Source organism: Massilia sp. LXY-5, from assembly GCF_059801075.1.
In genome coordinates, this window is the sequence record NZ_JBNNEH010000001.1 from 396,966 (window position 1) to 422,988 (window position 26,023).

Here is a 26,023-nt window from a genome sequence, read left to right on the forward strand (position 1 = left end):
ACTTCGCACGGATGAAATTACATATCAAGAACGGGCGTGTCATCGACCCGGCGAATAACATTGACCGCGTGACGGACCTGTTCATCGTGGATGGCAAGGTAGCCGCTGTAGGGGACGCGCCCGCCGGCTTCACGGCCGACGACACCATCGACGCTTCCAATCTCGTGGTCGCTCCTGGCCTCGTGGATCTGTCGGCACGCCTGCGCGAGCCGGGCTACGAATACAAGGCGACGCTGGAGTCGGAAATGCGCGCGGCGGTGCAGGGCGGCGTGACGACGCTGGTCTGCCCGCCCGACACTGATCCGGTGCTGGACGAGCCGGGCCTGGTCGAAATGCTGAAACACCGCGCCCGCAACCTGGACCTGGCCCAGGTGCACCCGCTGGGTGCGCTGACCATGGGCCTGAAGGGAGAAGCGCTGACCGAAATGGCCGAGCTGACCGAGGCCGGCTGCATCGGCTTCGCCCAGGCCGAAGTGCCGATCCTGGACACCAACGTCCTGCTGCGCGCCCTGCAGTATGCGAAAACCTTCGGCTATACCGTCTGGCTGCGCCCGCAGGATCCGCACATCGGCCGCGGCGGCGTCGCCCACAGCGGGCCGCTGGCCTCGCGCCTGGGCCTGTCGGGCGTGCCCGTCATGGCCGAGACGATCGCCCTGCACACCATTTTCGATCTGGTGCGCTCGACCGGCGCCCGCGTCCACCTGTGCCGCATGTCGTCCGCGGCCGGCCTCGACCTGGTGCGCGCGGCGAAGAAGGAAGGCTTGCCGGTCACCTGCGACGTCGGCGTGCACCACCTGCACATGACCGACGCCGACATCGGCTTCTTCGATTCCAACGCGCGCCTGACCCCGCCGGTCCGGAGCGGCCGCGACCGCGACGCCATCACGGCCGCCCTGCTGGACGGCACCATCGACGCCGTCTGTTCGGACCACACCCCGGTCGACGACGACGAGAAGCTGCTGCCTTTCGCCGAAGCCTCGCCGGGCGCCACCGGTCTGGAACTGCTGCTGTCGCTGATGCTGAAGTGGGTGGAAGACCAGCGCGGACAGGATGCCCTGCCGCGTGCGCTGGCCAAGATCACCGCCGACGCCGCACGCACGGCGGGCCTGGCAGCCGGCGACCTGAAAGTGGGCGCGGCCGCCGACATCGTCGTGTTCGACCCGAACGTCCGCTGGCTGGTCGAAGGCGCGGCGCTGGCCAGCCAGGGCAAGCACACGCCTTTCCTGGGCTATGAACTGACCGGCCAGGTGCAAGTCACGGTCGTCGGCGGGCGCATCGCCTACCAGCGTTAAGCATTGCGCGGGGCTGCGGCCCCGCTTCTCTTTTCTACGATGATTCGACTTCGCCTCGCCTGGCGCCTCGCGCGCGTGATCGTCCACCTGCTGGCAGGCCTGGCGACCTGCGCGCTCGTCTTCCCCTGGGCCGGCCGCCGGCTGCGCGACGCGGCCACGCGGCGCTGGTCGCGCCGCCTGCTGGCGATCTGCAACGTCCGGGTGGAAGAAGCCCCGGGCGCGCCGGCGCTCGAGCACGCGCTGTTCGTCGCGAACCACATCTCCTGGCTCGACATCTTCGTCCTCAATTCGCTGCACCCCTGCCGCTTCGTCGCCAAGGCCGAGATCCGGTCCTGGCCGGTGCTCGGCTGGCTGGCCGCCGCCGCCGGCACGGTGTTTATCGCGCGTGGCAACCGGCGCGAGCTGCGCCACATTTTCAAAGGGATCGTGTCGGTGCTGGGACAGGGCGAGCGGGTCGCCTTCTTCCCCGAGGGGACCGTCGGCCAGCAGGGTAGCGTGCTGCCCTTCCACGCCAACCTGTTCGAGGCCGCGATCGACGCCAAAGTCGCGCTGCAGCCCTGCGCGCTGGCCTATCTCGACGAGGCCGGCGCCTGGCACCGCGGCGTCGACTATGCGGGCGACGTGAGTTTCGTCGACAGCATCGTCACCATCCTCGGCGGCGCGCCGGTGCGGGCACGCGTGGCCTGCCTGGCCCCGATCGCGGGAGAGGGTGCGCACCGGCGCGAACTGGCGCAGGCGGCGCACGACGCGATCCAGGCGGCGCTGAGGCCCGTGGACGCATCGCCGCTCCTGGCGCAATCGGGCAGCGTCTAGCCTTTTCCGCTGTGCGGCCGGTATTCCGGGCAGTCGACCTGCAGCAGGCCTCGGTCGTCCAGGCAGACGGCGGTCAGCTTGCCGCCCCAGACGCAGCCGCTGTCGAGTCCCACCAGGTTCGGGCGCAGGATCAGGCCCAGCGCCGACCAGTGGCCGAACACCACCGTCACGTCCATCGTGCGCCGGCCCGGCAGGTCGAACCAGGGCAGCAGGCCCGATCCGATCGGTCCGCTCTCGCTTTCCTTGTGCGCGAAATCCATCGTCCCGTCGGGCAGGCACAGGCGCATGCGGGTGAGGGCGTTGACGATGCAGCGCAGGCGGTCCATGCCGGTCAAGTTGTCGTCCCAGCGGTCGGGCTGGTTGCCGTACATCTGCGCCAGGAAATCGATCCAGCCGTCGCCGCGCAGGACCTCCTCGACCTCATTGGCGAGCGCCATCGTCTGCGCCGCGTCCCACTGCGGCGCCACCCCGGCATGCACCAGCAGGTGGGCGTCGACGAAGATCGCCAGCGGACGCCCGCGCAGCCAGGCCAGCAGTTCGTCGCGGTCGGGGGCGGCGAGGATCTCGTCCAGGGTGTCGGACTTGCTGGCGCGCTGGGCGCCGGCGGCCACCGCCAGCAGGTGCAGGTCGTGGTTGCCGAGCAGGGCTTCCACGCGGCCGCCGCTCGTTTCGGCCAGCGCCTTCATGCGCCGCAGGGCCAGCAGCGACTCCGGGCCGCGGTTGATCAGGTCGCCGACAAAGAGGATGCGCGCATGGGTGCCGGCGCCGGCGTCCTGCGCGATTTTTTCCAGCAGGGCCTCTGCCTCATGGGCGCAACCCTGCAGGTCGCCGATGACATAGGTTTTCATAATCTGACTTCCTGGCCGCCGCGGCGGATATTCTTGTTGGATAATGCCGCCAACGCAGCGATGCGGACGGATGAATGGCTGTGGAGGGCATACTAAATGATTTTGCCGGGGTGCGCAGTCTTGCGGACCGGGCGGTTCGAATACTCAGGACAGGGGACGGCATGAGCAGCATGCACAGGGCGCGCAAGGGAATCATCCTGGCGGGCGGATCGGGTTCGCGCCTGTATCCGATGACGACGGCTATCTCGAAGCAAATGCTGCCGGTGTACGACAAGCCGATGATTTATTATCCGCTAACGACGCTGATGCAGGCGGGAATACGCGAAATCCTGATTATCTCGACCGAACAGGATTTGCCGCGCTTCCAGCAATTGCTGGGCGATGGAGGGCAATGGGGATTGGCCCTGCATTATGCCGTCCAGCCCGCGCCCGAGGGAATCGCGCAAGCCTACCTGATCGGCCGCGCATTTCTGGCCGGTGGTCCCGCGGCATTGGTCCTGGGCGATAATATCTTTTATGGCCATGGCCTGGAGCAGACACTGCAGGCGGCCAGCGCGCGCAACGAGGGCGCGACCGTATTTGCCTACCATGTGAACGATCCGCAGCGTTACGGCGTGATCGAATTCGACCGCGGCGGCAAGGCCTTGTCGATCGAGGAAAAACCGCAGGTGCTGAAATCGAATTATGCGGTGACCGGACTGTATTTCCACGATGGCGGAGTCTGCGATATCGCGGCCGGCCTGCGTCCCTCGGCACGGGGCGAACTGGAAATCACCGATATTAACCAGGCTTATCTGTCGGCAGGGCGATTGCGGGTCGAGCTGATGGGGCGTGGGATGGCCTGGCTCGATACCGGCACCCATGAATCCCTGCTCGATGCCTCGCAATTCATCGCCACCATCGAAAAACGCCAGGGCCTGAAAGTGGCGGTGCCCGAAGAAACGGCATTTCGGATGGGCTATATCGATGCCGCGCAACTGCACGCCCTGGCCGCGCCCATATCCGGTACCGGATATGGGCAGTACCTGCTGCAATTGCTCAGGGAAGGCGTGCTGAAATAAGCGCCTGGCGCGCGCTGCTGTCTTCCGGCAAGCTCGATCGCCGCCACCGAATTGCGTTTTCGATACATCCTCGCACCCGGTCTGGCGCAATTCCAACACTACTCACGCGGTACACGGGCCTGCCCGCGTTGAGGGCGCTTATCCGGTTAGAATAGATTTGACTCCTTTGCAAGCACGCGAGGTGGACGTTTCTCGTGCGCCTTTCGCCGCCCCGGCGTCCAGAGCGGCTGCCCCTTGCGCTTTAAAACCGCGGAAACGCCATGTTTTCATTCTTCGTCAGCTTCGTCTGCTCGGCCCTGCTGACCCTGCTTGTGATCAAGCACGCGAGACTGCGCAGGCTGGCGCTCGACACCGACTTCAAGGGGGTGCAGCGCGCGCATACGCACCTGGTGGCCCGGATTGGCGGGCTGCCGATCTACCTGTCGGTGGTGCTGGCCGCCGCGATCTCGATCGCGCGCCAGCCGACGTCCTTGCAAGCGCTGCCGCCGCTGCTGCTGTGCGCCTTCGTCGCCTTCCTCGGCGGCGTGCTCGAAGACTATACCGGGGCGGTGCGGCCTTCGCGCCGGCTGCTGTTGACGATGACCGGCGCCATGCTGGCCTATCTGCTGCTCGACGCGGCCATCGGACGCATCGACCTGCCGTTCGGAATGGTGATTTTTGTCGCGGGCTGGGTGGCGCTGCCGCTGACGGTATTGGCGGTGGCGGGGATTGCGAACGCGGTGAATATCATCGACGGCTTCAATGGCCTGGCAAGCATGGTCACGATCTGCATGCTGCTGTCGCTGGCCTATGTAGCCTTGCAAGTGAACGACATGTTCATCCTGATTACCGCCCTGATGGTCGCCGGTGCGACCGCCGGGTTCCTGATCTGGAATTATCCGGTGGGCCTGATATTCCTCGGCGATGGCGGCGCCTATTTCATTGGATTCATGCTTGGCGAACTGGCCCTGTTGCTGGTAATGCGCAACCCGCAAGTGTCGACCTGGTACGCGGCATTGCTGCTCATTTATCCCGCATTCGAAACCCTTTTCTCCGCTTACCGCCGTATGTTTGTGCGCGGAAAATCGCCTGGGGTACCCGACGGTATTCACTTGCACAGCCTTATTTTCAGGCGTATTGTCAGGTGGACTGTCGGTAATAAAGAGGCCAGGGCGCTGCTCCAGCGTAATGCTCGTACCTCGCCTTATTTGTGGTTATTTTCACTCATGGCCGTCATCCCTGCCACATTGTTCTGGCAAAATACAATCGTCTTGATAGTATTCTGTTTATTGTTCGTTATCAGCTACCTGTGGCTGTATGCGCGTATTGTTCGATTCAAATCGCCGAGATGGCTGATTTCGCGCAAGAAGGACTGGCAATAAATTGCCAATGTAGTATATTGCGACATTTGGTGAGATTTCACCTGAATTGGATTAACCCAACTTTCGAGGAACGATGATGGATCTGTCAAATATGTCGGTTGGCGATTTGCGCAACCTGCAGGAGCAAATCAAGCAGGAAATGAAACAGCGCGAGCACCAGGAAGTGCAGCAGGCACGCGAGCAGATCCTGGCTATCGCTCAAAAGGTAGGCGTACCGCTGAAAGACCTGATGACCACGCCTGCACGTGGAACCAAAACTGGTACGGTCGCTGTGCGTTATCGCCACCCGGACAATTCGTCGCAGCAGTGGACCGGCCGCGGCCGCCAGCCTAAATGGGTCAAGGAATGGGTCGAAGGCGGTAAGTCCCTCGATAAACTGCGCGTTTAAATCCTTCCCCCGTTACCGGCGCTCGCCGCTAACGTACTTCTGCACCTCAGCCGGCCATCCGTTTCCACGGTGGCCGCGCTTGCCGCTACAATACCCCCTGTTTTGTCATCCTCTCATCATTGGCGCTGGCCGCTTTCCGTGCTGTTCATATGCACCCACCGGGCAGGCATCGCGGCGCCCGACTCTTCAAGGTAGAACATGGTTGCTCTCTCAAAAACGATTTTCAAGGCGTATGACATTCGCGGCGTGATCGACAGCACGCTCGACGCGGGCGTGGCACGCAGCATTGGCCAGGCCTTTGGCCAGGCGGCGCTTGCCAAGGGGGAGCGCAGCGTCGTGATCGGCCGCGACGGCCGTTTGTCGGGCCCGGCGCTGTCCGCAGCCCTGGCCGAAGGCCTGCAGGCCGCCGGCGTCGACGTCATCGACCTCGGCATGGTCGCCACGCCCATGGTCTATTTCGCCACCAATGTGCTCGAGGGTACGCGCTCGGGCATCATGGTCACGGGCAGCCACAATCCGCCCGACTACAACGGTTTCAAAATGGTGCTCGCGGGCGAGGCGATCTACGGCGACGCGATCACGGCCTTGTACGACAGCATTCAGGCGCACGACGGCAGCAGCGCCGCCGACAAGGGCAGCTACCGCACCCACGACATCCGCGCCGCCTACCTCGAGCGCATCATCGGCGACGTCAGGATTGCGCGTCCGATCAAGATCGCGGTCGACTGCGGCAACGGCGTGGCCGGCGCCTTCGCGGGCGACCTGTACCGCGGCATGGGCTGCGAAGTCATCGAGCTGTTCTGCGAAGTCGACGGCCACTTCCCGAACCACCACCCGGACCCGGCGCACCCGGAAAACCTGCAGGACCTGATCCGCGCGCTGCAAACGAGCGACGCCGAGATCGGCCTGGCCTTCGACGGCGACGGCGACCGCCTGGGCATCGTCACCAAGGACGGCCACATCATCTATCCGGACCGCCAGATGATGCTGTTTGCGGCCGATGTCCTGTCGCGCAATCCGGGTGCCGAAATCCTGTACGACGTCAAATGCACGCGCCACCTGGCACCGTACATCGAGCAGCACGGCGGCCGTCCGCTGATGTACAAGACCGGCCACTCGCTGGTGAAGGCCAAGCTGAAGGAAACCGGGTCCCCGCTGGGCGGCGAGATGAGCGGCCACGTCTTCTTCAAGGACCGTTGGTACGGCTTCGACGACGGCCTGTATGCGGGCGCGCGCATGCTCGAATTGCTGACCAAAGTCGACGATCCGTCGGCGCTGCTGAACGCGCTGCCGATGGCGATCAGCACGCCCGAGCTGCACCTGCACCTGGACGAGGGCGAGAACGTTGCGCTGATCGACAAGCTGCGTACCGACGCCACCTTCCCGACTTCGGAAAAAATCAACGACATCGACGGCCTGCGCGTCGAGTACCCGGACGGTTTTGGCCTGGCCCGTTCGTCGAACACGACCCCGGTCGTGGTGCTGCGCTTCGAGGGCGAGAACCCGGAAGCGCTGGCGCGCATCCAGGACGAATTCCGCAGCGTGATCCTGGCTGCCAAGCCGGATGCCAAGCTGCCGTTCTGAAGCAATCCTGAAGAGAGATGCATGTGAAGATCCTGCTGGTGCGGGTGTCGTCCCTGGGCGACGTCCTGCACAACCTGCCGATGGTGGCCGACCTCCTGCGCCACCATCCGCAGGCGACAATCGACTGGGTCGTGGAAGAGGGCTATGTCAGCCTCGTGCGCCTGAACCCGCACGTGCGCAAGATTATCCCGTTCGCGCTGCGGCGCTGGCGCAAGGGCCTGCGCAGTCCCGCGGTGCGCGCCGAGATCAAGGCCTTCTTCTCTACCTTGCGCGAAGAAGAATACGATCTCGTCTTCGACACCCAGGGTTTATTAAAAACCGGGATCATCATGGGCGCCGCGCGCATCAAGCGCGGCGGGCGCAAGGTGGGCCTTGCCAACGGCAGCGAGGGCTCCGGCTACGAGGGCATCTCGCGACTCTTCCACACCGAGAGCGTCCCGCTCGACCCGCGCACCCATGCGGTCGCGCGCGGGCGCCTGGTGGCCGGCACGGCGCTCGGCTACCCGGTCGACACCGCACCCGACTTCGGCCTGCCGCCGCCCGAGTCCACCCAGCGTCCCCACTGGCTGCCGCATGAGCCATTTGCCGTCTTCTTCCACGGCACCGCGCGCGACGCCAAGAAGTGGGCGCCCGCGAACTGGATCGCCACCGGCCTGGCCTTGTCGCCGATGCCGGTGCTGCTGCCCTGGGGCTCGGAAGGAGAGAAGCGCGAAGCCGAGGCGCTGGCCGCCCGGCTGCCGAATGCGCGCGTGCTGCCGAAGCTGTCGATGATGGATGCCGTGACGCTGGCGCAGCAGGCGGCGCTGGCGATCGGGGTCGACACCGGACTGACCCACATCGCGGCCGCCTTCTACCGGCCGACGGTCGAGATCTATGCCGATTCGCCGAAATGGAAGACCGAGGGCAACTGGTCGCCGCGCATCGTCAACCTCGGCGACCAGGGCGCGCCGCCCTCCAGCGCCGAGGTGATCGCCGCCGCGCGCGGCCTGCTGGGCGTGCAATGAACCGCACACTGTATTCCTTCCTGTGGTGGCTGGCGCTGCCGATCGTGCTGGCGCGCCTGTGGTGGCGCGGACGCAAGGAGCCCGGTTACCGCGGCCACGTAGGCGAGCGCCTGGGCTTCTACGACGACGTGGCGCCTGCGCGCATGACCTTCATGGTGCACGCCGTGTCGGTCGGCGAGACGCGCGCCGCCGAGCCGCTGGTCGAAGCGCTGCTGGCAGGGTGGCCCGGGAGCCGCGTGCTGCTGACCCACATGACGCCGACCGGCCGCGCCACCGGCCGCGCGCTGTTTGCGAAACACGGCGCGCGCGTCATTCAATCCTATCTTCCTTACGACACCGGCTTCATGGTGCGGCGCTTCCTGCGCCACTATGCGCCGCGCATCTGCATCCTGATGGAGACCGAAGTCTGGCCGAACCTGATCGCCGGCTGCGCCGCACGGCAGGTGCCGGTGGCGCTGGTGAACGCGCGCCTGTCCGAGCGCTCGCTGCGCCGCGGCCAGCGTTTCGGTACCTTGATGTCGGAGGCGGCACGGGCGATCACGGTCGTGGCGGCGCAGACCGAAGCGGACGCGCAGCGCATCCGTTCGCTTGGCGCGCCGAAGGTGGCGATTACCGGCAGCATCAAGTTCGACGTCGTGCCGCCGCAGGCGGCGCTGGCCACCGGCAGCCGGCTGCGCGCACGCCTCAATGGCCGTCCGGTCTTCCTGTGCGCCAGCACGCGTGAAGGCGAAGAAGTCCTGATCCTCGACGCCTATACGCGTTTGAAAGACCGGCCCGCCGGCATGCTGCTGGCCATCGTGCCGCGCCACCCGCAGCGCTTCGACGAAGTTGCGCAACTGGTGCGTGCACGCGGCCTGTCGCTGCAGCGCCGTTCGGACATGAACGAGGCCGCGGTCGACGCCGCGGTGGAAGCCGATGTACTGCTGGGCGACTCGATGGGCGAGATGTTCGCCTATTACGCGGCCTGCGACTGCGCCTACATCGGCGGCAGCCTGCTGCCGCTCGGCGGACAGAACCTGATCGAGGCCTGCGCGCTGGGTAAACCGGTGCTGGTGGGCGAACACACCTTCAATTTCCTCGACGCGACCGAGGAAGCGGTCACGGCCGGTGCGGCGCTGCGCGTGCCCGACGCGGACAGCCTGCTGGCGCAGGCCGTGCGCCTGTTATGCGATGCGCATGCGCGCACCGAAATGGGCACCCATGCGGCGGATTTTGCAAGCCGCCACCGTGGCGCGACCCTGCGCACTGTTGAACTCTTGCAACAGGAATTTGAGTAGTTTTTGATACCATTGCTTTTTGAGTTCGGCAGAAAAAGGGGATGCGCATGTCGTCGTTAAATCGCCCGGAACCAGGCGGCAGCAGCAAGCCGATGGCCATGGTGGCGCATGGAGCAACCGATGGCGCCGGTGACGCTTACTTTGGATCCTCGGGCGCGCCCGCCTTGCCGACGGTCGCCACCGCCCTGGGCGACCTGCATTTCTTCGTACGCTATTCGCTGCGCGAATACATCGGCTTCATGTGGCAGCACGGCGGCTTCCTGATCCGCCGCCGCCGCATCCGCTGGCCGGCCAGCTTCTACTGGCGCATCAGGAGCACGGCCAGCGCGGCCCTGAATTTCGTGCTGCTCGGACGCGGACGCCGCACCTACGAATTCACCATCGACGAACACGGCATCGTGCGCACCAGCGGCGGCGTGACCCTGATCGGCTGGTCCGACGTGACCGCGGTGCGCACCTATTCGCGCGGCTTCATGATGGTGTTGAAGCGCGGGACGCTGCCGATTCCGTTTCGCTGCCTGAACGAGGCGCAGCGTGGGGCGATGCGCGGGCTGGCAGAGGCGCGGCGCGATCACGTGCTGAGGTAATCGACGTTTCCTGGATTGCTGACGTGCGTTGAACGCGTGGGCGGAGACCGCCCACCCTAGGTCCCTGCGATAAGGCATGACATTGACCGTAGTGTGAGCGGTCTCCGCCCACGCAACCGGCTCACGTGTAGCCGCACAAATCGATCAATCCGTAAACAACACCGGCATCTCATGCGAGCGCCTGCGTAGCTCCAGCCGCGCCCCGTCGTAATCCGCATACACCGACCCGACGACCGCCCAGAAGCGCGGGCTGTGGTTCATCTCGCGCAGGTGCGCCAGTTCGTGCACCACCACGTAATCGAGCAGCGCCAGCGCATAGTGCACCAGGCGCCAGTTCAGGCGGATGCTGCCGCCCACCGTGCATGATCCCCAGCGCGTGCCGGCCGAGGACAGCGTCAGCGCGCTGTAGCGCACGCCGAGCTGCGGCGCATAGAAGTCGAGGCGCTCGACGAACAGGCGCTTGGCTTCGGCCTGGAACCACAGCTTGATACGTTCCTTCAGCTGCCACTCCGACAGTCCCGGCGTCACGCCGACATTCAGTTCACGGGTCTGCGCATCGAATACGCAGTGGCTGCGCGCGGCCGGCTGCAGGCGCAGCACGATTTCGCCACCCAGGTAGGGCAGGCGTGCGCCGTCTTCCCAGACCAGCGGCACGCGCTCGGCGCGCCTGGCGCGGCGCTCGCCGCGTTCGTGCAGCTTGGTCAGGATCCAGCGCTGCTTGGCGCGGATCGCGTTGTCGATGTCGGGCAGGATGGCGCGCCGCGGCGCCGTCACGTGCAGGCCGTCGTCGTCGATCATGAAGCCGATCGAGCGGCGCGCAGAGCGTTTCAGTTCGTAGTCGACCGCGTAGTGGCCCAGCACGATGCGCCGCAGGGGCGGATCCTCGGGCGTGCGCGGCGGAGAGGGCAGATTGATGCGGGGCGGCGCAGGAGGCGCCTTGAACAGGGGCTGCGGAGGCGGCGGCACCGGCGCCGGCCTTGCGGCCGGCACCAGCGCTGCGAACGGGTCCTGGGCGGTCCGTTCCTGGCTAAAAAGGTCGAGCTGGGGCCCGTCGGTCTTGGGGGAATTCATGGCGTGCAGAGGTGGAGGTGCTGTGATCTGCGCGCCGACTTCGTTCAGCCACCGGTGTAGACGTGGGGCGAAATGACGCGCATTTCTGATTCTATCCAATTTTCGACCTCTTGCATCAGACTGTCGGGAGTGTGGTGTTGCGGCGATATCGGTTTGCCAATCGAGACCGTCACGAGTCCTGGCCGCTTGATGAAGGAATTCTTCGGCCAGCACTCACCTGAATTATGCGCGATCGGCACGACCACGGCTTGGGTTTCTACAGCCAGGCGCGCACCGCCGCTCTTGTACTTTCCCTTTTTTCCAACAGGGATGCGCGTCCCCTCCGGGAACATGATGATCCACTGGCCGTCGGCCAGGCGCCGCTTGCCGTGGCGGACCACGTGGGCAAAGGCGTTCTTGCCTTCGCTGCGGTCGATCGGGATCATGCGCAGCAGCGCCATCGCCCAGCCGAAGAAGGGGATGTAGAGGATTTCCTTCTTGAAGACGAAGACCAGCGGGCGGATCAGGTTCGGCAGCAGGAAGATCGTCTCCCAGGCCGACTGGTGTTTCGACAGCACGATGGCCGGCGCGTCCGGCAGGTTCTCGTAGCCCTTGAACTGGTAGCGGATGCCGCAAATGACTTTCGCGCACCAGATGATGAAGACGTTCCAGCGCGAGGTCACCCAGAAGCGCTTGTTGTAGGGAAGCGGGGCGGCCAGAAAGCAGACGCAGGCCCAGACCACGGTGGCGACCACCATCACGATGGCAAACAGCAGGGAACGCAGGAAGGGGACGACGTTACGCAAGAAGGACTCTCTTTGGATATATTAGTTGGGCTGAGGGCGGGCGCTGCTTTTCAGCAGGCTTGTCACCATCGCGGCCAGGTCGGGGAAGACCTGGGTGCCGGGCGGCAGGCCCCCGGTCTCGTGGGTTTTTTCGCCCTTGCCGGTCAGGACCAGGTTGGGCAGGCAGCCGCTGATGAAGCCGGCCTGCAGGTCGCGCAGCGAATCGCCGACCGTCGGCACGCCCTTCAGGCTGACTTTAAAACGCTTGCTGATCTCCTCGAACATGCCGGCCTTCGGTTTCCTGCAGTCGCAGTTGTCGATCGCCGCGTGCGGGCAGAAGAACACCGCGTCGATGTCGGCGCCGACCTGCTGGGCGGCGTTGTGCATCTTCTGGTGGATCGCGTTCAGCGTCTGCATGTCGAACAGTTCGCGCGCGATGCCGGACTGGTTCGAGGCGATGATGACCCGGTAGCCGGCCTGGTTGAGGCGCGCGATCGCCTCGAGCGAGCCGGGAATCGGAATCCACTCCGCCGGGCTTTTAATAAAATCCGGGGAGTCATGGTTGATGACCCCGTCGCGGTCGAGGATGATCAGCTTCATGGTAATGCCCTTACGCGGCCAGCTTCGAGATGTCGGCCACGCGGTTCATCATGCCGTGCAGCGAAGACAGCAGCGCCAGGCGGTTGTTGCGCAGCGCCTGGTCCTCGGCCATCACCATCACGTCGTTGAAGAAGGCGTCGACATCGTCGCGCAGCTGGGCCAGGGTTTTCAGCGTGCCAGCGAAGTCGCCGTTTGCGAAGGCCGCGTCGACCTGCGGACGCACCCGTTCGATCGCACCCGCCAGCTTGCGCTCTGCTTCTTCCTGCAGCAGTTCCTGCGAGACGGTCCCGATGGCGGCATCGGTCTTTTTCAGGATGTTGGTGATGCGCTTGTTGGCCGCGGCCAGCGAGGCACTTTCCGGCAGGGCGGCGAAGGCCTGCACCGCTTCCAGGCGCTGCACCACGTCGTCGACGCGGTCCGGGTTCTGGGCCAGCACCGCTTCCACTTCGTTCGGCGTAAAGCCGCGCTCGCGCAGCATGCCGCGCAGGCGATCGAGCATGAAGGCGCCGACTTCCTCGCGCGGATCTTTAAATGCAGCTTGCCCGGCGAAGACGTTGGCGGCGTCCGCCAGCAGCTCCGAGATCGCGAGAGGCAGGCGTTTTTCCACCAGCATGCGCATCACGCCCAGTGCGTGGCGGCGCAGCGCGAACGGATCCTTCTCTCCAGTCGGCTGCAGGCCGATGGCCCAGATGCCGACCAGGGTTTCCAGTTTATCGGCCAGCGCGACCACCAGGCCGGTATTGGTGGAGGGCAGCTTGTCGCCGGCGAAGCGCGGCTGATAGTGTTCGGATGCGGCCAGCGCCACTTCATCCGGCTCGCCGTCGTGGCGCGCGTAATAGGTCCCCATGATGCCTTGCAGCTCGGGGAATTCGCCGACCATGTCGGTCAGCAGGTCGGCCTTGGCCAGGCGCGCGCCGCGTTCGGCCAGGGCCACGTCGTAGCCGAGGCGTTTGGCGATGGCGCCGGCGAGTCTGGTCACGCGCTCGGTGCGCTCGGCCTGGGTGCCCAGCTTGTTGTGGTAGACCACGTTCGCCAGCTGCGGCAGGCGCGATTCGAGGCTCTTCTTCTTGTCCTGCTCGAAGAAGAACTTGGCGTCCGACAAGCGCGGGCGCACGACGCGCTCGTTGCCGCCGACGATGTGCTGCGGGTCGTCGGTCGCAATATTCGAGACGATCAGGAAGCGCGAACGCAGCTTGCCTTCGCTGTCGGTCAGCGCGAAGTATTTCTGGTTCGTCTGCATGGTGAGGATCAGGCATTCCTGGGGCACGGAGAGGAAGGCGTCCTCGAAGCGGCATTCGTAAACCACCGGCCACTCGACCAGGGCCGCGACTTCGTCGAGCAGCGATTCCGGCATCAACACCTGGTCGGCGCCCGCTTTTTCAAGCAGCTGGGCGCGGATGCTTTCCTTGCGTGCGTCGGCGCCGGCCATGACCTTGCCCTCGTTCTCGAGGATGGTCGCGTACTTGTCGGCATGCGTGATCGCGATCGACTGGCCGTGCGACAGGAAGCGGTGGCCCATGGTCAGGCGGCCGGCATCGAGACCGAGCAGGGTCAGTGGCAGCACCTGTTCGCCAAACAGGGCGAGCAGCAGGTGTACCGGACGCACGAACTGCACGGTGGCGCCGTCGGGGCGCTGGTAGCTCATGACTTTCGGGATCGGCAGCTTGGCGACGGTGTCGGCCAGCACCTCCTGCAGGCCGCCGGCAAGCGCGCTGCCCGGTGCGGTATAGGTGTAGAAGAAGCTTTCCGCTTTACCGTCCTGGGCGCGTTCGAGGTCGGCGATGCGCAGCTCGGGGAAGCCCAGGGCCGCCAGCTTCTTGGCCAGCGGCGCGCTCGGGTTGCCTTCCTTGTCGAGGGCGACCGAGACCGGCAGCACTTTTTCACGGATCGATTTGTCGGGCGAGGTCGCGCGCACCCTGGTGATCGAGACGGCCAGGCGGCGCGGTGTGGCGTAAGGGGTGACGACGCTGTCGGCGTCCAGGAAGTCGCGGGCCTTGAGGCCATTGGCGATACCGGCGGCAAAGGCCGCGCCCAGTTTGACGAGTGCTTTCGGCGGCAGTTCTTCGGTCTGCAGTTCGACGAGGAGTGTTTGATTCATGGGTTCTGTTCTTGTCTGGTGCGTCGGTGTTCAGGCAGCGGCTGGGGCGGCAGCGGCGTTCGGTGCCATCGGGAAGCCGAGCTTCTCGCGCGAGTCGTAATAGGCCTGGGCGACCAGGCGCGACAGCGTGCGCACGCGGCCGATGTAGGCGGCGCGCTCGGTGACCGAAATGGCGCCGCGCGCATCGAGCATATTGAAGCTGTGCGAAGCCTTCATGATCTGCTCGTAGGCCGGCAGCGTCAGCTCCAGTTCGATCAGGCGCTTGGCTTCCGATTCGTGGTTGGCGAAAGCCTGGAACAGCAGATCGGTGTTGGCGTGCTCGAAGTTATAGGTCGACTGCTCGACTTCGTTCTGGTGGAAGACGTCGCCGTACGACAGCTTCTTCTTCTGGCCATTCTCTTCCCACTCGGTCCAGACCAGGTCGTAGACGTTTTCCACGCCCTGCAGGTACATGGCAAGACGCTCGATGCCATAGGTGATTTCGCCCAGCACCGGCTTGCAATCGAGGCCGCCCACTTGCTGGAAATAGGTGAACTGCGTCACTTCCATGCCGTTCAGCCAGACTTCCCAGCCCAGGCCCCAGGCGCCCAGGGTCGGGCTTTCCCAGTCGTCTTCGACGAAACGCACGTCATTCTTTTTCAGGTCCAGGCCCAGCGCCTCGAGCGAACCGAGGTAGAGATCGAGGATGTTTTCCGGGGCCGGCTTCAGGACCACCTGGTACTGGTAATAGTGTTGCAGACGGTTCGGGTTCTCGCCGTAACGGCCATCCTTCGGGCGGCGCGAAGGCTGCACATAGGCCGCGCGCCATGGCTCCGGTCCAATTGCGCGCAAGAAGGTGCCAGTGTGGAAGGTGCCGGCGCCCACTTCCATGTCGTAAGGCTGGAGCAGGGCGCAACCTTGCTTGTCCCAATAGGTCTGCAAGGTCAGAATGATTTGTTGGAATGTGAGCATCTTGAAATGGCGTCGCGAGGAAAAGCGCGAACACGGTGAGTTTGCTAAATGACCAATTCTAGCGGGTTTTGAGCGGCCTCTGGGACCGGATTCACCTCAACTATTCAGCATTGGCCTTTTTCTTGAGGTAAGTGCGCCCGGAAAACCAGGCGCCCAACAGGGCCAGCGCGCCCAGCAGCAGGAAGGCATAGTTGCCGAAGCGAATGTAGGGCGTCATGCCGGCCATGCCTTGTACCTTCGCCGCGAGCACGCCCTGGCGGAAGTAAGGGATCGTTTGCGCGACATTGCCCTTGCCGTCGATGATCGCCGTGGCGCCGTTGTTCGTCGCACGCAGCATCGGCCGCCCCGTTTCGAGCGAGCGCATCCGCGAAATCTGCAGGTGCTGCGGAATCGCCACCGATTCGCCGTACCAGGCCAGGTTCGACACGTTCAGCAGCAAAGTCGCCGGTTGCGCCGCGCCGCGCAGCTGGGCGGCGATTTCCTCGCCGAACACGTCCTCATAACAGACATTCGGCAGCACCAGCTGGTCCTTCACCTTGAACGGCTGCTGGACTGCGGCACCGCGCGTAAAATCGCCCAACGGAATGTGCATCAGGTCGGTGAACCAGCGGAAGCCGGTCGGGATGAACTCGCCGAAGGGCACGAGATGATGCTTGTCGTAGCGGAAGGATTCGCCTTGCGGCCCCAGGCTGGCGACGCTGTTGGCGTAGTCGGTGGCGCTGTCCATCAGCGGGATGCCGAACACCAGGTGGCTGCCGCTTTGTTTCGCGTAGTCGCCCAGGTGCGCCAGGTAGCCGCTCGGCAGCTGGTGCGGGAACACGGGAATGGCCGTTTCCGGGGCGGCGACCAGGTCGGCCGGCTGCGCCGTCAGCAGTTGCTGGTAACGGTCCAGGATCTTTTGCAGGTGTTCGTTGCTGAACTTCTCGTCCTGCGGGATGTCGCCTTGCAGCAGGCGCACCGAGATCGGGGCGCCGGACGGATGGGTCCAGTCGATCTGGCGCAAGCCATAGCCGCAAGCGAGCAGGGCGCAGAACAGGCCGATCGCCAGCGGTCGCGCGCGCTGGGTCAGCATCACGAGGCAGCCGGCGCAGACCGCGACCAGCACGCCGATGCCGTACACGCCGATCAGCGGCGCAAAGCCACCCAGCGGCGCGACGTTGTGCGCATAGCCCGAGGAAGCCCAGGGAAAACCGGTAAACACCCAGCCGCGCATCCATTCGGACACGCCCCAGGTGACCGGCAGGACCAGCAGCACGAAGCTGACCAATGGCAGCGACCAGCGCCGGCGCAGCCAGGTGGCGCTGCCGGCGGCAAAGGCCCCGAACAGGCCCATGTACAGACCGAGCAGGCAGATGGCGATGGCGGAGAGGATCGCCGGCAAGCCGCCGAAACGGTTCAGGGCGATATACAGCCAGTGCATGCCGGCCACCGACCAGCCGAAGCCGAAGGCCCAGCCGAGCAGGGTCGCGCGTTTCACATGATTGCCGAGCCCGACCCGGTAGAAGAAGTAAGCCAGCAGCAGGAACTGCAGCGGCCACCAGCCGAAGGGCTCGAAGGAAAACAGGGAAGCGCCGCCGGCGAGGCCGGCAACGACTAACTCACGCAGCGAAGGATGCGCGCCCCGCACCACTGGCACGGGCGTGCTGGCGGGACGGCGGCGCAGCATCAATCGTCGTCGTCGCGGGCGTGCTGCGTGTGCGGCAGCTTTTCGACCAGCAGGACGTGGATCTGGCGCGCGTCGGCGCGCAGCACCTCGAAGCGCAGATTACGCAGGGTGAATTCCTCCCCCTTGTGCGGCATCCGGCCCAGGTGGCCGGCAACAAAGCCACCGATGGTGTCGGCTTCGTCTTCCGGCAGGTCGACGCCGATTTCTTCGTTGAACTGGTCGATCTCGGTCAGCGCTTTGACGCGCCAGCGCGGGCCCAATTGGCCTTCCTTGACGGAAAGAACGTTATCTTCTTCCTCGTCGAAGTCGTATTCGTCCTCGATGTCGCCGACGATCTGTTCCAGCACGTCTTCGATCGTGATCAGGCCGGCCACGCCGCTGTACTCGTCGACGACGATGGCCATGTGGTTGTGGTTGGCGCGGAAATCGCGCAACAGCACGTTCAGGCGCTTCGACTCGGGAATGAAAATCGCCGGACGCAGCATGGCGCGCACGTCGAACGATTTCTCCGTGTAATAGCGCAGCAAATCCTTGGCCAGCAGGATGCCGACGACCTTGTCGCGCTCGCCTTCGATGGCGGGGAAGCGCGAGTGCTGGGTTTCCAGCACGATCGGCAGCCATTCCTCGATCGGATCGGTGATGTCGATCACGTCCATCTGGGAACGTGGCACCATGATGTCGCGCGCGGACAGGTCGGAGACCTGGAACACACCCTCGATCATCGACAAGGCATCGGCGTCGATGAGGTTGCGCTCGTGTGCTTCGTGCAGCACTTCGAGCAGCTCGGTGCGATTTTCTGGCTCAGGGGAGATGAGTGCGGTCAGTCGTTCGAAGAGCGACCGGTGGGGTTTGGCGTCCGATCGGACGTCACTGGGATACTCGGGCATAGTTGGCGTGAAGCCGTTGTTACGATGGGCGTAGCATACACCAAAAGCGGACCCGCCAGAGCGCGGGAGCCGGGACGCGGCACTGTCGAGCGAAGTCGGCAGGCTTGCTTTATCATGGATAAATTGGCCAAAAAGCAAAGGAATCGCCCCATGCCCGCCCTCACCATCAACGGCACCACCACCACCCTCGACGTCCCCGACGACATGCCCCTGCTGTGGGTGCTGCGCGACGTGGCCGGCCTGACCGGCACCAAGTTCGGCTGCGGCCAGGCCCTGTGCGGCGCCTGCACCGTCCACCTCGACGGCCAGCCGATCCGCTCCTGCGTGACCCCGGTCTCGGCGGCGGCCGGCAAGAAAATCGTCACGATCGAGGCCATCGGCCAGGACCCGGTCGGCGCCAAGGTGCAGGACGCCTGGCGCCAGATCGACGTGGTGCAGTGCGGTTATTGCCAGTCGGGCCAGATCATGTCGGCCACCGCCTTGTTGCAGGCGACGCCGAAGCCGAGCGACGCCGACATCGACAATGCGATGTCCGGCAACATCTGCCGCTGCGGCACCTATGGACGTATCCGCCAGGCGATCAAGATCGCCGCCGCCAAATAAGGAGATTTTGTGAGCCAAAACAAGACCACGCAAGTCTCCCCGGCGCGCCGCCGTTTCATGCAACTCGGGGCTACCGCCGGCGGCGGCCTGCTGTTCGGTTTCTCGCTGTTCGGCTGCCAGAAGGACGGCGACCGCAAGGAAGCGCCGCCCGAAAAAGCCGTGGGCACAGCCAGCACCGAACACTCCGACACCCCGGCCGGCCTGGCGCGCGACGCGTTTATCCGGATCGACCGCAGCGGCATCGTCACCCTGATCATCCACAAGGTCGAGATGGGGCAAGGCACCTTCACGGCGATGCCGATGCTGCTGGCCGAGGAACTCGGCGCCGATCTGTCGAAAGTCAAACTCGAGCAGGCACCGGCGAACAACGAGCTGTATGCCGATCCCTTGCTCGGCGGCCAGGTCACGGGCGGTTCGACCTCGGTGCGCGGCGCCTGGAAGCCGCTGCGCGAAGCCGGTGCCATGGTACGCAGCGTGCTGGTCTCGGCTGCCGCGAAAAACTGGAATGTCGACACCAATGAATTGCAGGTCGTGGCCGGCAGCGTGCGCCACCAGGCCTCGAACCGCTCGGCCCACTTCGGAGAGCTGGTCGACGCCGCCTCGAAAATGGACTTGCCGAAGAACGTCAAGCTGAAGGCCCCGGAAGATTTCGTGCTGATCGGCAAAACCATGAAGCGCCTCGATTCGCCGGCCAAGACGGATGGTTCAGCCCTGTTCGGCATCGATGCGCGCTTGCCGAACATGGGCATTGCCGCCGTTGCCGCCTCGCCGGTCACGGGTGGCAAGCTCGCCGCCGTCGACGAGGCCAAGGCAATGGCCGTGAAAGGCGTGCGCCAGGTGCTGCGCCTGGAGGGTGCGGTCGCCGTCGTGGCCGACCATTTCTGGGCTGCAAAGCAGGGCCTGCTGGCTGCCGCGCCGCGCTGGGACGATGGCGCCAACGGCAATGTCTCGCTGGCCGGCATCGTCGCCGACATGATGAAGGTATCGGAAGGCGGCGGCGCCGTGGCGAAGAATGCCGGCGATGCCGTCAAGGCGCTGGCCAGGGAAGGCGGACGCAAGGTCGAGGCCGTGTACGAAATGCCTTTCCTCGCCCACGCGACCATGGAGCCGATGAATTGCACGGTCGACCTGCGCGCCGACGGCTGCGACCTCTGGGTCGGCACGCAGGTGCCGGCGCTGGCGCAGGGGGCGGCCGCCAAGGTGGCCGGCATTCCGGTCGAAAAAGTCAAAGTCCACAACTATTATTTAGGTGGCGGCTTCGGCCGGCGCCTGGAAGTCGACTACGTGATCCAGGCGGTCGCGTTCGCGAAACTGACCAAGGGGCCCGTCAAATTCATCTGGACCCGGGAAGAGGATATCCAGCACGACATGTTCCGCCCATATTACGTGGACCGGCTGTCGGCGCGCCTGGACGACAAGGGTCATATCGCGGCCTGGTTCCATCGGGTGACGGGCTCGTCCATCATGTCGCGCTTCGCGCCGCCGGCCATGAAAAATGGCGTCGATCCGGATGCGGTCGAAGGTGCGGCCGATTTGCAGTACACGATTCCCGACATGCGGGTCGAGTACGTGCGCCACGAACCGCAGGGCGTGCCGACCGCCTTCTGGCGCGGCGTCGGCCCGACCCACAACGTCTTTGTCGTGGAAAGTTTCATCGACGAACTGGCACAGGCGGCCAGGCAGGACCCGCTTGCCTTCCGCCGCGCTTTACTCGATAAATCGCCGCGTACCCTGGCCGTGCTGAACCTGGCGGCGCAGAAGGCCGGCTGGGGCAAGCCGCTGGCGCCGGTGGCGGGACGCAAGGTCGGGCGCGGCATCTCGACCCAGTTCGCTTTCGGCAGCTATATGGCGCAGGTGGCGGAAGTCTCGGTCGGCCCGGACGGCGACGTGCGCGTGCACCGCGTCGTGTGCGCGGTCGACTGCGGCCAGACGGTCAATCCGGACACCATCGTTGCACAGATAGAGGGCGGCATCATCTTCGGCGCCACGGCGGCGCTGTGGAACGAGATCACGATCGACAAGGGCCGGGTGCAGCAGACCAATTTCGGCGACTACCGCATGATGCGCATCAATGAAGCACCGAAGGTCGAAGTGCATATCGTGAATAGCAAGGATGAGCCGGGTGGCATCGGCGAGCCCGGCACGGCGGGCATTGCGCCGGCGCTGGCGAATGCCGTGTTCGCGGCGACCGGCAAGCGGATTCGCAAGCTGCCGATCGGCGAGCAGTTGAAAAAGGCGTAAAAAAAGCCGGCGCGGGTGGCAAGCCACCGGCGCCGGCGTTTCGTATCGAACGCGCCGTAAACTTATTCCGCGTATGGGTCCGGATACCCGAGCACTTCCATGATGTCGCGCTCGAACTGTTCCATCTCCTCGGCTTCCTCGTCGTGTTCGTGGTCGTAGCCCTGCGCATGCAGCACGCCATGCACCACCAGGTGCGCCGCATGTTCCTCGACCGTCTTCTTCTGTTCGTCCGCCTCGCGCTGCAGCACGTCCGTGCACAGGATGATGTCGGCCTGGGTCGGCTCGTCGTCCGCCAGTTCCTCGCCTTCGTTGTAAGCGAAGGTCAGCACGTTGGTCGCATAGTCCTTGCCGCGGTAGTCGCGGTTCAGCGTTTGCCCCTCGGCACTGTCGACGAAGCGGATCGTCAGCTCGGCCGGGCCAAGCAGGGTGGCGCGCACCCAGCGTTCGACCAGTTCAGGCGTGATGGTCGATTCGAGGCGGGCGTCCGGGTACTGGACGTCCAGGTCAAGCGGGTGATTTTTTTCTTGCATTGCGGACTGGAGTTGGTTTTGGCAAGGCGCCCATTTCCTGGACGGCGGTGGCTTTTTCGTAGGCATCGACAATGCGGCCCACCAGCGGGTGGCGCACCACGTCGGCGCTCGAGAATTGCGTAAAGGCGATGCCCCGCACGTCTTTCAGGACGTGCATCGCGTCGACCAGGCCGCTGCGCTGGGTTTTATGCAGGTCGACCTGGGTGACGTCGCCCGTCACCACGGCCTTGCTGCCGAAACCGATGCGCGTGAGGAACATCTTCATTTGCTCGACGGTCGTGTTCTGCGCCTCGTCGAGAATCACGAAGGCGTGGTTCAGCGTGCGGCCGCGCATGTAGGCGAGGGGGGCAATCTCGATGACCTGCTTCTCGAACAGCTTTTGCGTGCGGTCAAAGCCGAGCAGGTCGTACAGCGCGTCGTACAGCGGACGCAGGTAGGGATCGACCTTCTGGCTCATGTCGCCCGGCAGGAAGCCCAGGCGTTCGCCCGCTTCGACCGCTGGACGGGTCAGGATGATGCGTTTCACGGCGTCGCGTTCCAGTGCGTCGACTGCGCAGGCGACGGCCAGGTAGGTTTTACCGGTACCGGCCGGGCCGATGCCGAAGCTGATGTCGTGCTCGAGCACGGCTTTTAAATACTGGATCTGGTGCGGGGTACGGCCGCGCAGGTCGCTGCGGCGCGTTTTCAGCATCGGGCTGACGAGTTCCGACTCGTCGACATCCGCCTCGGCCTGCTCGGCTTCCTTGACCTGGCTCGGCTCGTCGGCGCCTTCGGCTTTCGGTTTCAGCCCGGCACGCTGCTCGACCAGGGCCAACTGCACTTCCTCGATCGGCACGACCTTGTTGGCGACCGCATAGAAGCGTTCGAGCAGTTCGACCGCGCGTTCGGCATTGGCGCCGTTGACGATGAATTTCTCGCCGCGGCGGAAGATGGTCACGTCGAGCGCCGCCGAGATCTGGCGCAGGTTCTCGTCGAGCGGACCGCACAGGTGGGCAAGCCGCGAATTATCGAGCGGCTCGGGAATGAAGTAGGACGGCTGGGTCGGTTGTGTTTTCAACTGGCTATGGCAATCGTATCGAGATTGGCGACGAGTTCGCCGCGCAATGAATAATCCAGGCTCTCGGTGACGCGCACATCGACCAGCTGGCCGATCAGCGCATGTCCCGAGCTGCCCGGCGCGAAAATGACCACCCGGTTGCTCTCGGTGCGGCCTTGCAGTTCGGACGGATCTTTCTTCGACGGTCCCTCGACGAGCACGCGCTGGACCGTGCCGACCATCGCCGCACTGTACTTGCGCGTGTTGGCGTCGATCAGGGCCTGCAGGCGTTGCAGGCGCGCCAACTTGACCTCGTGCGGGGTATCGTCTTCCAGGTTCGCGGCCGGCGTGCCGGGGCGCTTGCTGAAGATAAAACTGAAACTGTTATCGAAGCCGACATCCTGCACCAGCTTCATCATGGCCTCGAAATCGGCATCGGTTTCGCCGGGGAATCCCACGATGAAATCCGAGGAGATCGCGATGTCGGGGCGCACCGCACGGATGCGGCGAATGATCGATTTGTATTCCAGCCCCGTATAGCCGCGCTTCATGGCGCCGAGGATGCGGTCGGAACCGTGCTGCACGGGCAGGTACAGGTGGTTCACCAGCTGCGGGATCTTCGCGTAGGCGTCGATCAGGCGCTGCGTAAATTCCTTCGGGTGGCTGGTGACGAAACGCAGGCGCTCGATGCCGGGAATGTCGGCCACGTATTCGAGCAGCAAGGCAAAATCGGCAGTCTCGCCACTTTCCATCGTGCCGCGGTAGGCATTCACGTTCTGGCCCAGCAGCATGATTTCCTTGACGCCCTGGGCAGCCAGTCCCGCTACTTCCGTCAGCACGTCCTCGAAGCGGCGCGACACTTCCTCGCCGCGGGTGTACGGCACCACGCAGTAACTGCAATATTTACTGCAGCCTTCCATGATCGACACATAGGCCACCGGGCCGTCGATCTTCGCCGGGGGCAGGTGATCGAACTTCTCGATTTCCGGGAAGCTGATGTCGACCTGGGCCGTGCCGGTGCTGCGGCGCTCGCGGATCATCTGCGGCAGGCGATGCAGGGTCTGCGGCCCGAACACCATGTCCACATGCGGCGCGCGCTTGACGATCGCTTCGCCTTCCTGTGAGGCCACGCATCCGCCTACACCAATGATGAGGTCGGGACGCTCGCGTTTCAAGGCGCGCAACCGACCGAGGTCGGAAAATACTTTTTCCTGAGCCTTTTCTCGTACAGAACAAGTATTAAAGAGAATAACGTCGGCATCCTCGGGCGTCTCGGTACGCACGAGCCCGTCGGACGCGCCGAGGACGTCCGCCATCTTGTCCGAGTCGTACTCGTTCATCTGGCAACCAAAGGTCTTGATAAATACTTTTTTCTGCATGTGTTTGGTGAGAAAGGAAGGCGGGAGCCGTGGCAAGGCGACAAGCCAGTTTACCGTAATTTGGTCTTGCTCACCAAAAAACGGCTTATGCATGGGCGATATTCGATGCGTTTTGGAATGATGTGTTGCCCGGTCTGAAACGATTGCCATTCTAGCCAGATTGTTAAATTGCGCGCAGGAATTAAATCGCTGGGACTAAGGCAGAGTCAGCGTTTGCTCAATATATTTCCTGTTGTAAATCAAGACCTTCGATCCAAATTCTTTTACACAAATTACCAAAAAAAATCTCTTGCGTGCGCCACAAATTATCCCCATGTGTTGAAATGCCTATGTGACAAGCTTTCCACACGATAGCTTGATTTCCAACAATGACTCATGTGCTCGGGACGGACACGAAGGGTTCGTAAGGGTCTGATAATTTGTTTGAAAGACAAGTGCGTTCGGGGGAGTATCAAGCAGGACGGATGTATGTCGGCATTGTTTTTAAGCTAGGACTCAGACTCGTTCTGTTTAATGGCCCAAGAGCGTGTCCGGGAACTTATGTTGACGGAAGCACAGTCATTAACAAAGTTCGTAGCGGAACTATTTTATTCACTTTACGAGGTAAAAATCATGGCACACCATGCTTTGTCATCGCAGGAAAGCTACAACCCCAACCACCTGCTCGACATCTTGCTCGGCAAGATGCAGCTGAAGAACGACGCGGCCCTGTCGCGCATGCTCGAGGTGGCTCCACCGGTTATCAGCAAAATCCGCCACCACCGCCTGCCGGTCGGTGCCTCGCTGCTGATCCGCATGCACGAAGTGACCGGCATGAGCATTCGCGACCTGCGCGACTTGATGGGCGACCGCCGTACCAAGTATCGCCTGTCCGACGCCCAGGGCCGTCCGAAGCCAGAAGAGAAGGCAGCGCAAGCGGCAGCCGCCCAACAGCAGCAGCAACAGCAGCAATCGCAGAACAACGAGGCTACGCCTTCGTCGTCCGGCAACTATGCGCACTAATATCGACGGCATGGCAAGTCTCATTGCCATGCCTTCGGTAAAGCCAGGCAGCGGCCCGGCGTCCTGAGCGACGCCGCGCGCGCTGCCTGTTCTTTTTCGCGTCCCGCTGGCGCTTGCCTGCCGGATGCGTTGTCGTTTCCGCTTTCCCTTTCATTTGCCCAGCTTGCCGTGCGCTCGCGCGTCCGCCACGGCCTTGCCGCGCCCGTAACTCCCGTCCTTGGCCTTTTCTGCGCCGTCCCAAGCGCTGGTGCGCCGATTATTGTATTCTCGCCATGCTTCGCCGGACTGCCTTTCATACAGCCCGGCGCGTTTATCACCCACCAGATCTAGGACACCAATGAAACTGTACTTCAGCCCCGGCGCCTGCTCGCTGTCTCCCCACATCGTCCTGCTCGAGGCCGGCCTGGCATTCACGTCCGAACGCGTCGACCTGCGCGAAAAGAAGACCGCCGGCGGCGACGACTACCGCGCCATCAATCCGAAAGGCTATGTGCCGGCCCTGGCGCTGGACGACGGCACGCTGCTGACCGAAGGCCCGGCCATCGTCCAGTACCTGGCCGACCTGGCGCCTGGCGCGGCCCTGCTGCCGCCCGTCGGCGACGTCGCGCGTTATAAAGTCATCGGCTGGCTGAACTTCGTCTCCGCCGAATTGCACAAGAACTTCGGCCCGCTGTTCAACCCGGCCGCGACCGAGGACATGAAGGCCCACGCACACAAGATGCTCGCGCTGCGCCTCGACCACGTCGCCTCGCAACTGAACGGCCGCGACTACCTGGAAACGCATTTCAGTGTGGCCGATGCCTACCTGTTCACGGTGCTCGGCTGGACCGATTTCCTGAAAGTGAGCCTGGACGCCTGGCCGGTGCTGGGCGAGTACCGCGCCCGCGTTGCCGCGCGCCCGGCCGTGCAGCAAGCGCTGCGCGAAGAAGGCCTGGTCAAGTAAACGATAAAGTAAGAGAACGTAAGCGGGTACCGTCCCA

Annotated in this window: 24 protein-coding genes; 13 read left to right on the forward strand and 11 right to left on the reverse strand. The window is 64.1% G+C overall.

Features of this window, described 5'->3' with window-relative positions; genetic code table 11:
- The first annotated feature begins 11 nt into the window (after positions 1–11).
- Together ACI48I_RS01805 and ACI48I_RS01810 are read left to right on the forward strand one after the other, a co-directional pair.
- Positions 12–1,292, forward strand: a complete 1,281-nt coding sequence (locus tag ACI48I_RS01805) for a dihydroorotase (RefSeq protein WP_498573163.1) — start codon at positions 12–14, stop codon at positions 1,290–1,292.
- Positions 1,293–1,334: 42 nt separating this feature from the next.
- Complete coding sequence (locus tag ACI48I_RS01810; RefSeq protein WP_498573338.1) at positions 1,335–2,105, forward strand: lysophospholipid acyltransferase family protein; 771 nt, start codon at positions 1,335–1,337, stop codon at positions 2,103–2,105.
- Here the strand turns inward: ACI48I_RS01810 and ACI48I_RS01815 are convergent.
- Positions 2,102–2,953 (reverse strand): symmetrical bis(5'-nucleosyl)-tetraphosphatase, encoded by an 852-nt coding sequence (locus ACI48I_RS01815; RefSeq protein ID WP_193688370.1) that lies wholly within the window; start codon positions 2,951–2,953, stop codon positions 2,102–2,104. The two genes, ACI48I_RS01810 and ACI48I_RS01815, sit on opposite strands and share 4 nt — an antisense overlap.
- A gap of 170 nt (positions 2,954–3,123) precedes the next feature.
- Between ACI48I_RS01815 and rfbA the strand changes: the two genes are divergently transcribed.
- The 7 genes from rfbA (at position 3,124) to ACI48I_RS01850 (ending at position 10,215) form a co-directional block, all read left to right on the forward strand.
- Positions 3,124–4,014, forward strand: a complete 891-nt coding sequence (gene rfbA, locus ACI48I_RS01820; protein WP_407943900.1) for a glucose-1-phosphate thymidylyltransferase RfbA — start codon at positions 3,124–3,126, stop codon at positions 4,012–4,014.
- Positions 4,015–4,274: 260 nt separating this feature from the next.
- Entirely contained in the window at positions 4,275–5,375 is a 1,101-nt protein-coding gene (locus ACI48I_RS01825) for a glycosyltransferase family 4 protein (protein ID WP_193688371.1), read from the forward strand.
- Positions 5,376–5,451: 76 nt separating this feature from the next.
- Positions 5,452–5,763 (forward strand): H-NS histone family protein, encoded by a 312-nt coding sequence (locus tag ACI48I_RS01830; RefSeq protein WP_193688921.1) that lies wholly within the window; start codon positions 5,452–5,454, stop codon positions 5,761–5,763.
- A gap of 198 nt (positions 5,764–5,961) precedes the next feature.
- The gene (locus tag ACI48I_RS01835; protein ID WP_498573164.1) at positions 5,962–7,347 is read left to right on the forward strand and encodes a phosphomannomutase/phosphoglucomutase; all 1,386 of its coding nucleotides are present in this window, start codon (positions 5,962–5,964) and stop codon (positions 7,345–7,347) included.
- Positions 7,348–7,364: 17 nt separating this feature from the next.
- Positions 7,365–8,351 carry a lipopolysaccharide heptosyltransferase I gene (gene waaC / locus ACI48I_RS01840; protein WP_498573165.1) on the forward strand — a complete coding sequence of 329 codons (987 nt, stop codon included), beginning with the start codon at positions 7,365–7,367 and terminating at the stop codon, positions 8,349–8,351.
- A complete protein-coding gene (gene waaA / locus ACI48I_RS01845; RefSeq protein WP_498573166.1) occupies positions 8,348–9,628 on the forward strand; it encodes a lipid IV(A) 3-deoxy-D-manno-octulosonic acid transferase in 1,281 nt (426 codons plus the stop codon). Before waaC ends, waaA begins: the two co-directional genes overlap by 4 nt.
- Before the next feature lie 47 nt (positions 9,629–9,675).
- Positions 9,676–10,215, forward strand: a complete 540-nt coding sequence (locus tag ACI48I_RS01850) for a YcxB family protein (RefSeq protein WP_193688375.1) — start codon at positions 9,676–9,678, stop codon at positions 10,213–10,215.
- A gap of 144 nt (positions 10,216–10,359) precedes the next feature.
- On the opposite strand, the gene ACI48I_RS01855 is transcribed toward ACI48I_RS01850, so the two are convergent.
- From ACI48I_RS01855 to ACI48I_RS01885, 7 genes are all read right to left on the reverse strand, one after another.
- Positions 10,360–11,286: a M48 family metallopeptidase gene (locus ACI48I_RS01855; RefSeq protein WP_498573167.1), complete on the reverse strand. Its 927-nt coding sequence runs from the start codon at positions 11,284–11,286 to the stop codon at positions 10,360–10,362.
- Positions 11,287–11,330: 44 nt separating this feature from the next.
- On the reverse strand, positions 11,331–12,023 hold the full coding sequence (locus ACI48I_RS01860; protein ID WP_498573339.1) for a lysophospholipid acyltransferase family protein: 693 nt from the start codon (positions 12,021–12,023) through the stop codon (positions 11,331–11,333).
- Positions 12,024–12,092: 69 nt separating this feature from the next.
- Positions 12,093–12,650, reverse strand: a complete 558-nt coding sequence (gene gmhB / locus ACI48I_RS01865; RefSeq protein ID WP_193688377.1) for a D-glycero-beta-D-manno-heptose 1,7-bisphosphate 7-phosphatase — start codon at positions 12,648–12,650, stop codon at positions 12,093–12,095.
- A 10-nt stretch (positions 12,651–12,660) separates the two neighbouring features.
- On the reverse strand, positions 12,661–14,748 hold the full coding sequence (glyS, locus tag ACI48I_RS01870) for a glycine--tRNA ligase subunit beta (protein ID WP_498573168.1): 2,088 nt from the start codon (positions 14,746–14,748) through the stop codon (positions 12,661–12,663).
- A gap of 30 nt (positions 14,749–14,778) precedes the next feature.
- A complete protein-coding gene (gene glyQ / locus ACI48I_RS01875) occupies positions 14,779–15,699 on the reverse strand; it encodes a glycine--tRNA ligase subunit alpha (protein ID WP_193688379.1) in 921 nt (306 codons plus the stop codon).
- Between the two features lie 100 nt (positions 15,700–15,799).
- Complete coding sequence (gene lnt / locus ACI48I_RS01880) at positions 15,800–17,365, reverse strand: apolipoprotein N-acyltransferase (protein ID WP_498573169.1); 1,566 nt, start codon at positions 17,363–17,365, stop codon at positions 15,800–15,802.
- On the reverse strand, positions 17,365–18,252 hold the full coding sequence (locus ACI48I_RS01885) for a CorC family transporter (RefSeq protein ID WP_193688381.1): 888 nt from the start codon (positions 18,250–18,252) through the stop codon (positions 17,365–17,367). Before ACI48I_RS01885 ends, lnt begins: the two co-directional genes overlap by 1 nt.
- Before the next feature lie 150 nt (positions 18,253–18,402).
- Between ACI48I_RS01885 and ACI48I_RS01890 the strand changes: the two genes are divergently transcribed.
- Both ACI48I_RS01890 and ACI48I_RS01895 read left to right on the forward strand, forming a co-directional pair.
- Positions 18,403–18,855 carry a (2Fe-2S)-binding protein gene (locus ACI48I_RS01890; protein ID WP_193688382.1) on the forward strand — a complete coding sequence of 151 codons (453 nt, stop codon included), beginning with the start codon at positions 18,403–18,405 and terminating at the stop codon, positions 18,853–18,855.
- Positions 18,856–18,912: 57 nt separating this feature from the next.
- Positions 18,913–21,096, forward strand: coding sequence for a xanthine dehydrogenase family protein molybdopterin-binding subunit (locus ACI48I_RS01895; protein ID WP_498573340.1), 2,184 nt, complete (start codon positions 18,913–18,915; stop codon positions 21,094–21,096).
- A gap of 62 nt (positions 21,097–21,158) precedes the next feature.
- On the opposite strand, the gene ybeY is transcribed toward ACI48I_RS01895, so the two are convergent.
- From ybeY to miaB, 3 genes are read right to left on the reverse strand one after another with little or no spacing between them, the layout of a single operon-like run.
- Complete coding sequence (ybeY, locus tag ACI48I_RS01900) at positions 21,159–21,626, reverse strand: rRNA maturation RNase YbeY (RefSeq protein WP_193688383.1); 468 nt, start codon at positions 21,624–21,626, stop codon at positions 21,159–21,161.
- Positions 21,601–22,683: a PhoH family protein gene (locus tag ACI48I_RS01905; RefSeq protein WP_193688384.1), complete on the reverse strand. Its 1,083-nt coding sequence runs from the start codon at positions 22,681–22,683 to the stop codon at positions 21,601–21,603. Before ACI48I_RS01905 ends, ybeY begins: the two co-directional genes overlap by 26 nt.
- Positions 22,680–24,041, reverse strand: coding sequence for a tRNA (N6-isopentenyl adenosine(37)-C2)-methylthiotransferase MiaB (gene miaB, locus ACI48I_RS01910; RefSeq protein WP_193688385.1), 1,362 nt, complete (start codon positions 24,039–24,041; stop codon positions 22,680–22,682). The genes ACI48I_RS01905 and miaB overlap by 4 nt, the downstream gene beginning before the upstream one ends.
- A 612-nt stretch (positions 24,042–24,653) precedes the next feature.
- Here miaB and ACI48I_RS01915 point away from each other — a divergent pair.
- Positions 24,654–25,043: a hypothetical protein gene (locus ACI48I_RS01915; protein ID WP_193688386.1), complete on the forward strand. Its 390-nt coding sequence runs from the start codon at positions 24,654–24,656 to the stop codon at positions 25,041–25,043.
- A 337-nt stretch (positions 25,044–25,380) separates the two neighbouring features.
- Complete coding sequence (gene gstA, locus ACI48I_RS01920; protein WP_498573170.1) at positions 25,381–25,986, forward strand: glutathione transferase GstA; 606 nt, start codon at positions 25,381–25,383, stop codon at positions 25,984–25,986.
- Positions 25,987–26,023 lie beyond the last annotated feature (37 nt).

Excerpts from the sequence above, each read along its gene's own strand:
- rfbA (WP_407943900.1), top strand. The coding sequence starts at position 3,124 with ATGCACAGGGCGCGCAAGGGAATCATCCTGGCGGGCGGATCGGGTTCG.
- ACI48I_RS01855 (WP_498573167.1), bottom strand. The coding sequence starts at position 11,286 with ATGAATTCCCCCAAGACCGACGGGCCCCAGCTCGACCTTTTTAGCCAG.
- miaB (WP_193688385.1), bottom strand. The coding sequence starts at position 24,041 with ATGCAGAAAAAAGTATTTATCAAGACCTTTGGTTGCCAGATGAACGAG.
- ybeY (WP_193688383.1), bottom strand. The coding sequence starts at position 21,626 with ATGCAAGAAAAAAATCACCCGCTTGACCTGGACGTCCAGTACCCGGAC.
- gstA (WP_498573170.1), top strand. The coding sequence starts at position 25,381 with ATGAAACTGTACTTCAGCCCCGGCGCCTGCTCGCTGTCTCCCCACATC.
- ACI48I_RS01890 (WP_193688382.1), top strand. The coding sequence starts at position 18,403 with ATGCCCGCCCTCACCATCAACGGCACCACCACCACCCTCGACGTCCCC.
- waaA (WP_498573166.1), top strand. The coding sequence starts at position 8,348 with ATGAACCGCACACTGTATTCCTTCCTGTGGTGGCTGGCGCTGCCGATC.
- lnt (WP_498573169.1), bottom strand. The coding sequence starts at position 17,365 with ATGCTGCGCCGCCGTCCCGCCAGCACGCCCGTGCCAGTGGTGCGGGGC.
- ACI48I_RS01835 (WP_498573164.1), top strand. The coding sequence starts at position 5,962 with ATGGTTGCTCTCTCAAAAACGATTTTCAAGGCGTATGACATTCGCGGC.
- glyS (WP_498573168.1), bottom strand. The coding sequence starts at position 14,748 with ATGAATCAAACACTCCTCGTCGAACTGCAGACCGAAGAACTGCCGCCG.
- ACI48I_RS01860 (WP_498573339.1), bottom strand. The coding sequence starts at position 12,023 with ATGGTGGTCGCCACCGTGGTCTGGGCCTGCGTCTGCTTTCTGGCCGCC.
- ACI48I_RS01895 (WP_498573340.1), top strand. The coding sequence starts at position 18,913 with ATGCAACTCGGGGCTACCGCCGGCGGCGGCCTGCTGTTCGGTTTCTCG.
- ACI48I_RS01830 (WP_193688921.1), top strand. The coding sequence starts at position 5,452 with ATGGATCTGTCAAATATGTCGGTTGGCGATTTGCGCAACCTGCAGGAG.
- ACI48I_RS01815 (WP_193688370.1), bottom strand. The coding sequence starts at position 2,953 with ATGAAAACCTATGTCATCGGCGACCTGCAGGGTTGCGCCCATGAGGCA.
- ACI48I_RS01885 (WP_193688381.1), bottom strand. The coding sequence starts at position 18,252 with ATGCCCGAGTATCCCAGTGACGTCCGATCGGACGCCAAACCCCACCGG.
- ACI48I_RS01850 (WP_193688375.1), top strand. The coding sequence starts at position 9,676 with ATGTCGTCGTTAAATCGCCCGGAACCAGGCGGCAGCAGCAAGCCGATG.
- ACI48I_RS01805 (WP_498573163.1), top strand. The coding sequence starts at position 12 with ATGAAATTACATATCAAGAACGGGCGTGTCATCGACCCGGCGAATAAC.
- gmhB (WP_193688377.1), bottom strand. The coding sequence starts at position 12,650 with ATGAAGCTGATCATCCTCGACCGCGACGGGGTCATCAACCATGACTCC.
- glyQ (WP_193688379.1), bottom strand. The coding sequence starts at position 15,699 with ATGCTCACATTCCAACAAATCATTCTGACCTTGCAGACCTATTGGGAC.
- ACI48I_RS01915 (WP_193688386.1), top strand. The coding sequence starts at position 24,654 with ATGGCACACCATGCTTTGTCATCGCAGGAAAGCTACAACCCCAACCAC.
- waaC (WP_498573165.1), top strand. The coding sequence starts at position 7,365 with ATGCATGTGAAGATCCTGCTGGTGCGGGTGTCGTCCCTGGGCGACGTC.
- ACI48I_RS01825 (WP_193688371.1), top strand. The coding sequence starts at position 4,275 with ATGTTTTCATTCTTCGTCAGCTTCGTCTGCTCGGCCCTGCTGACCCTG.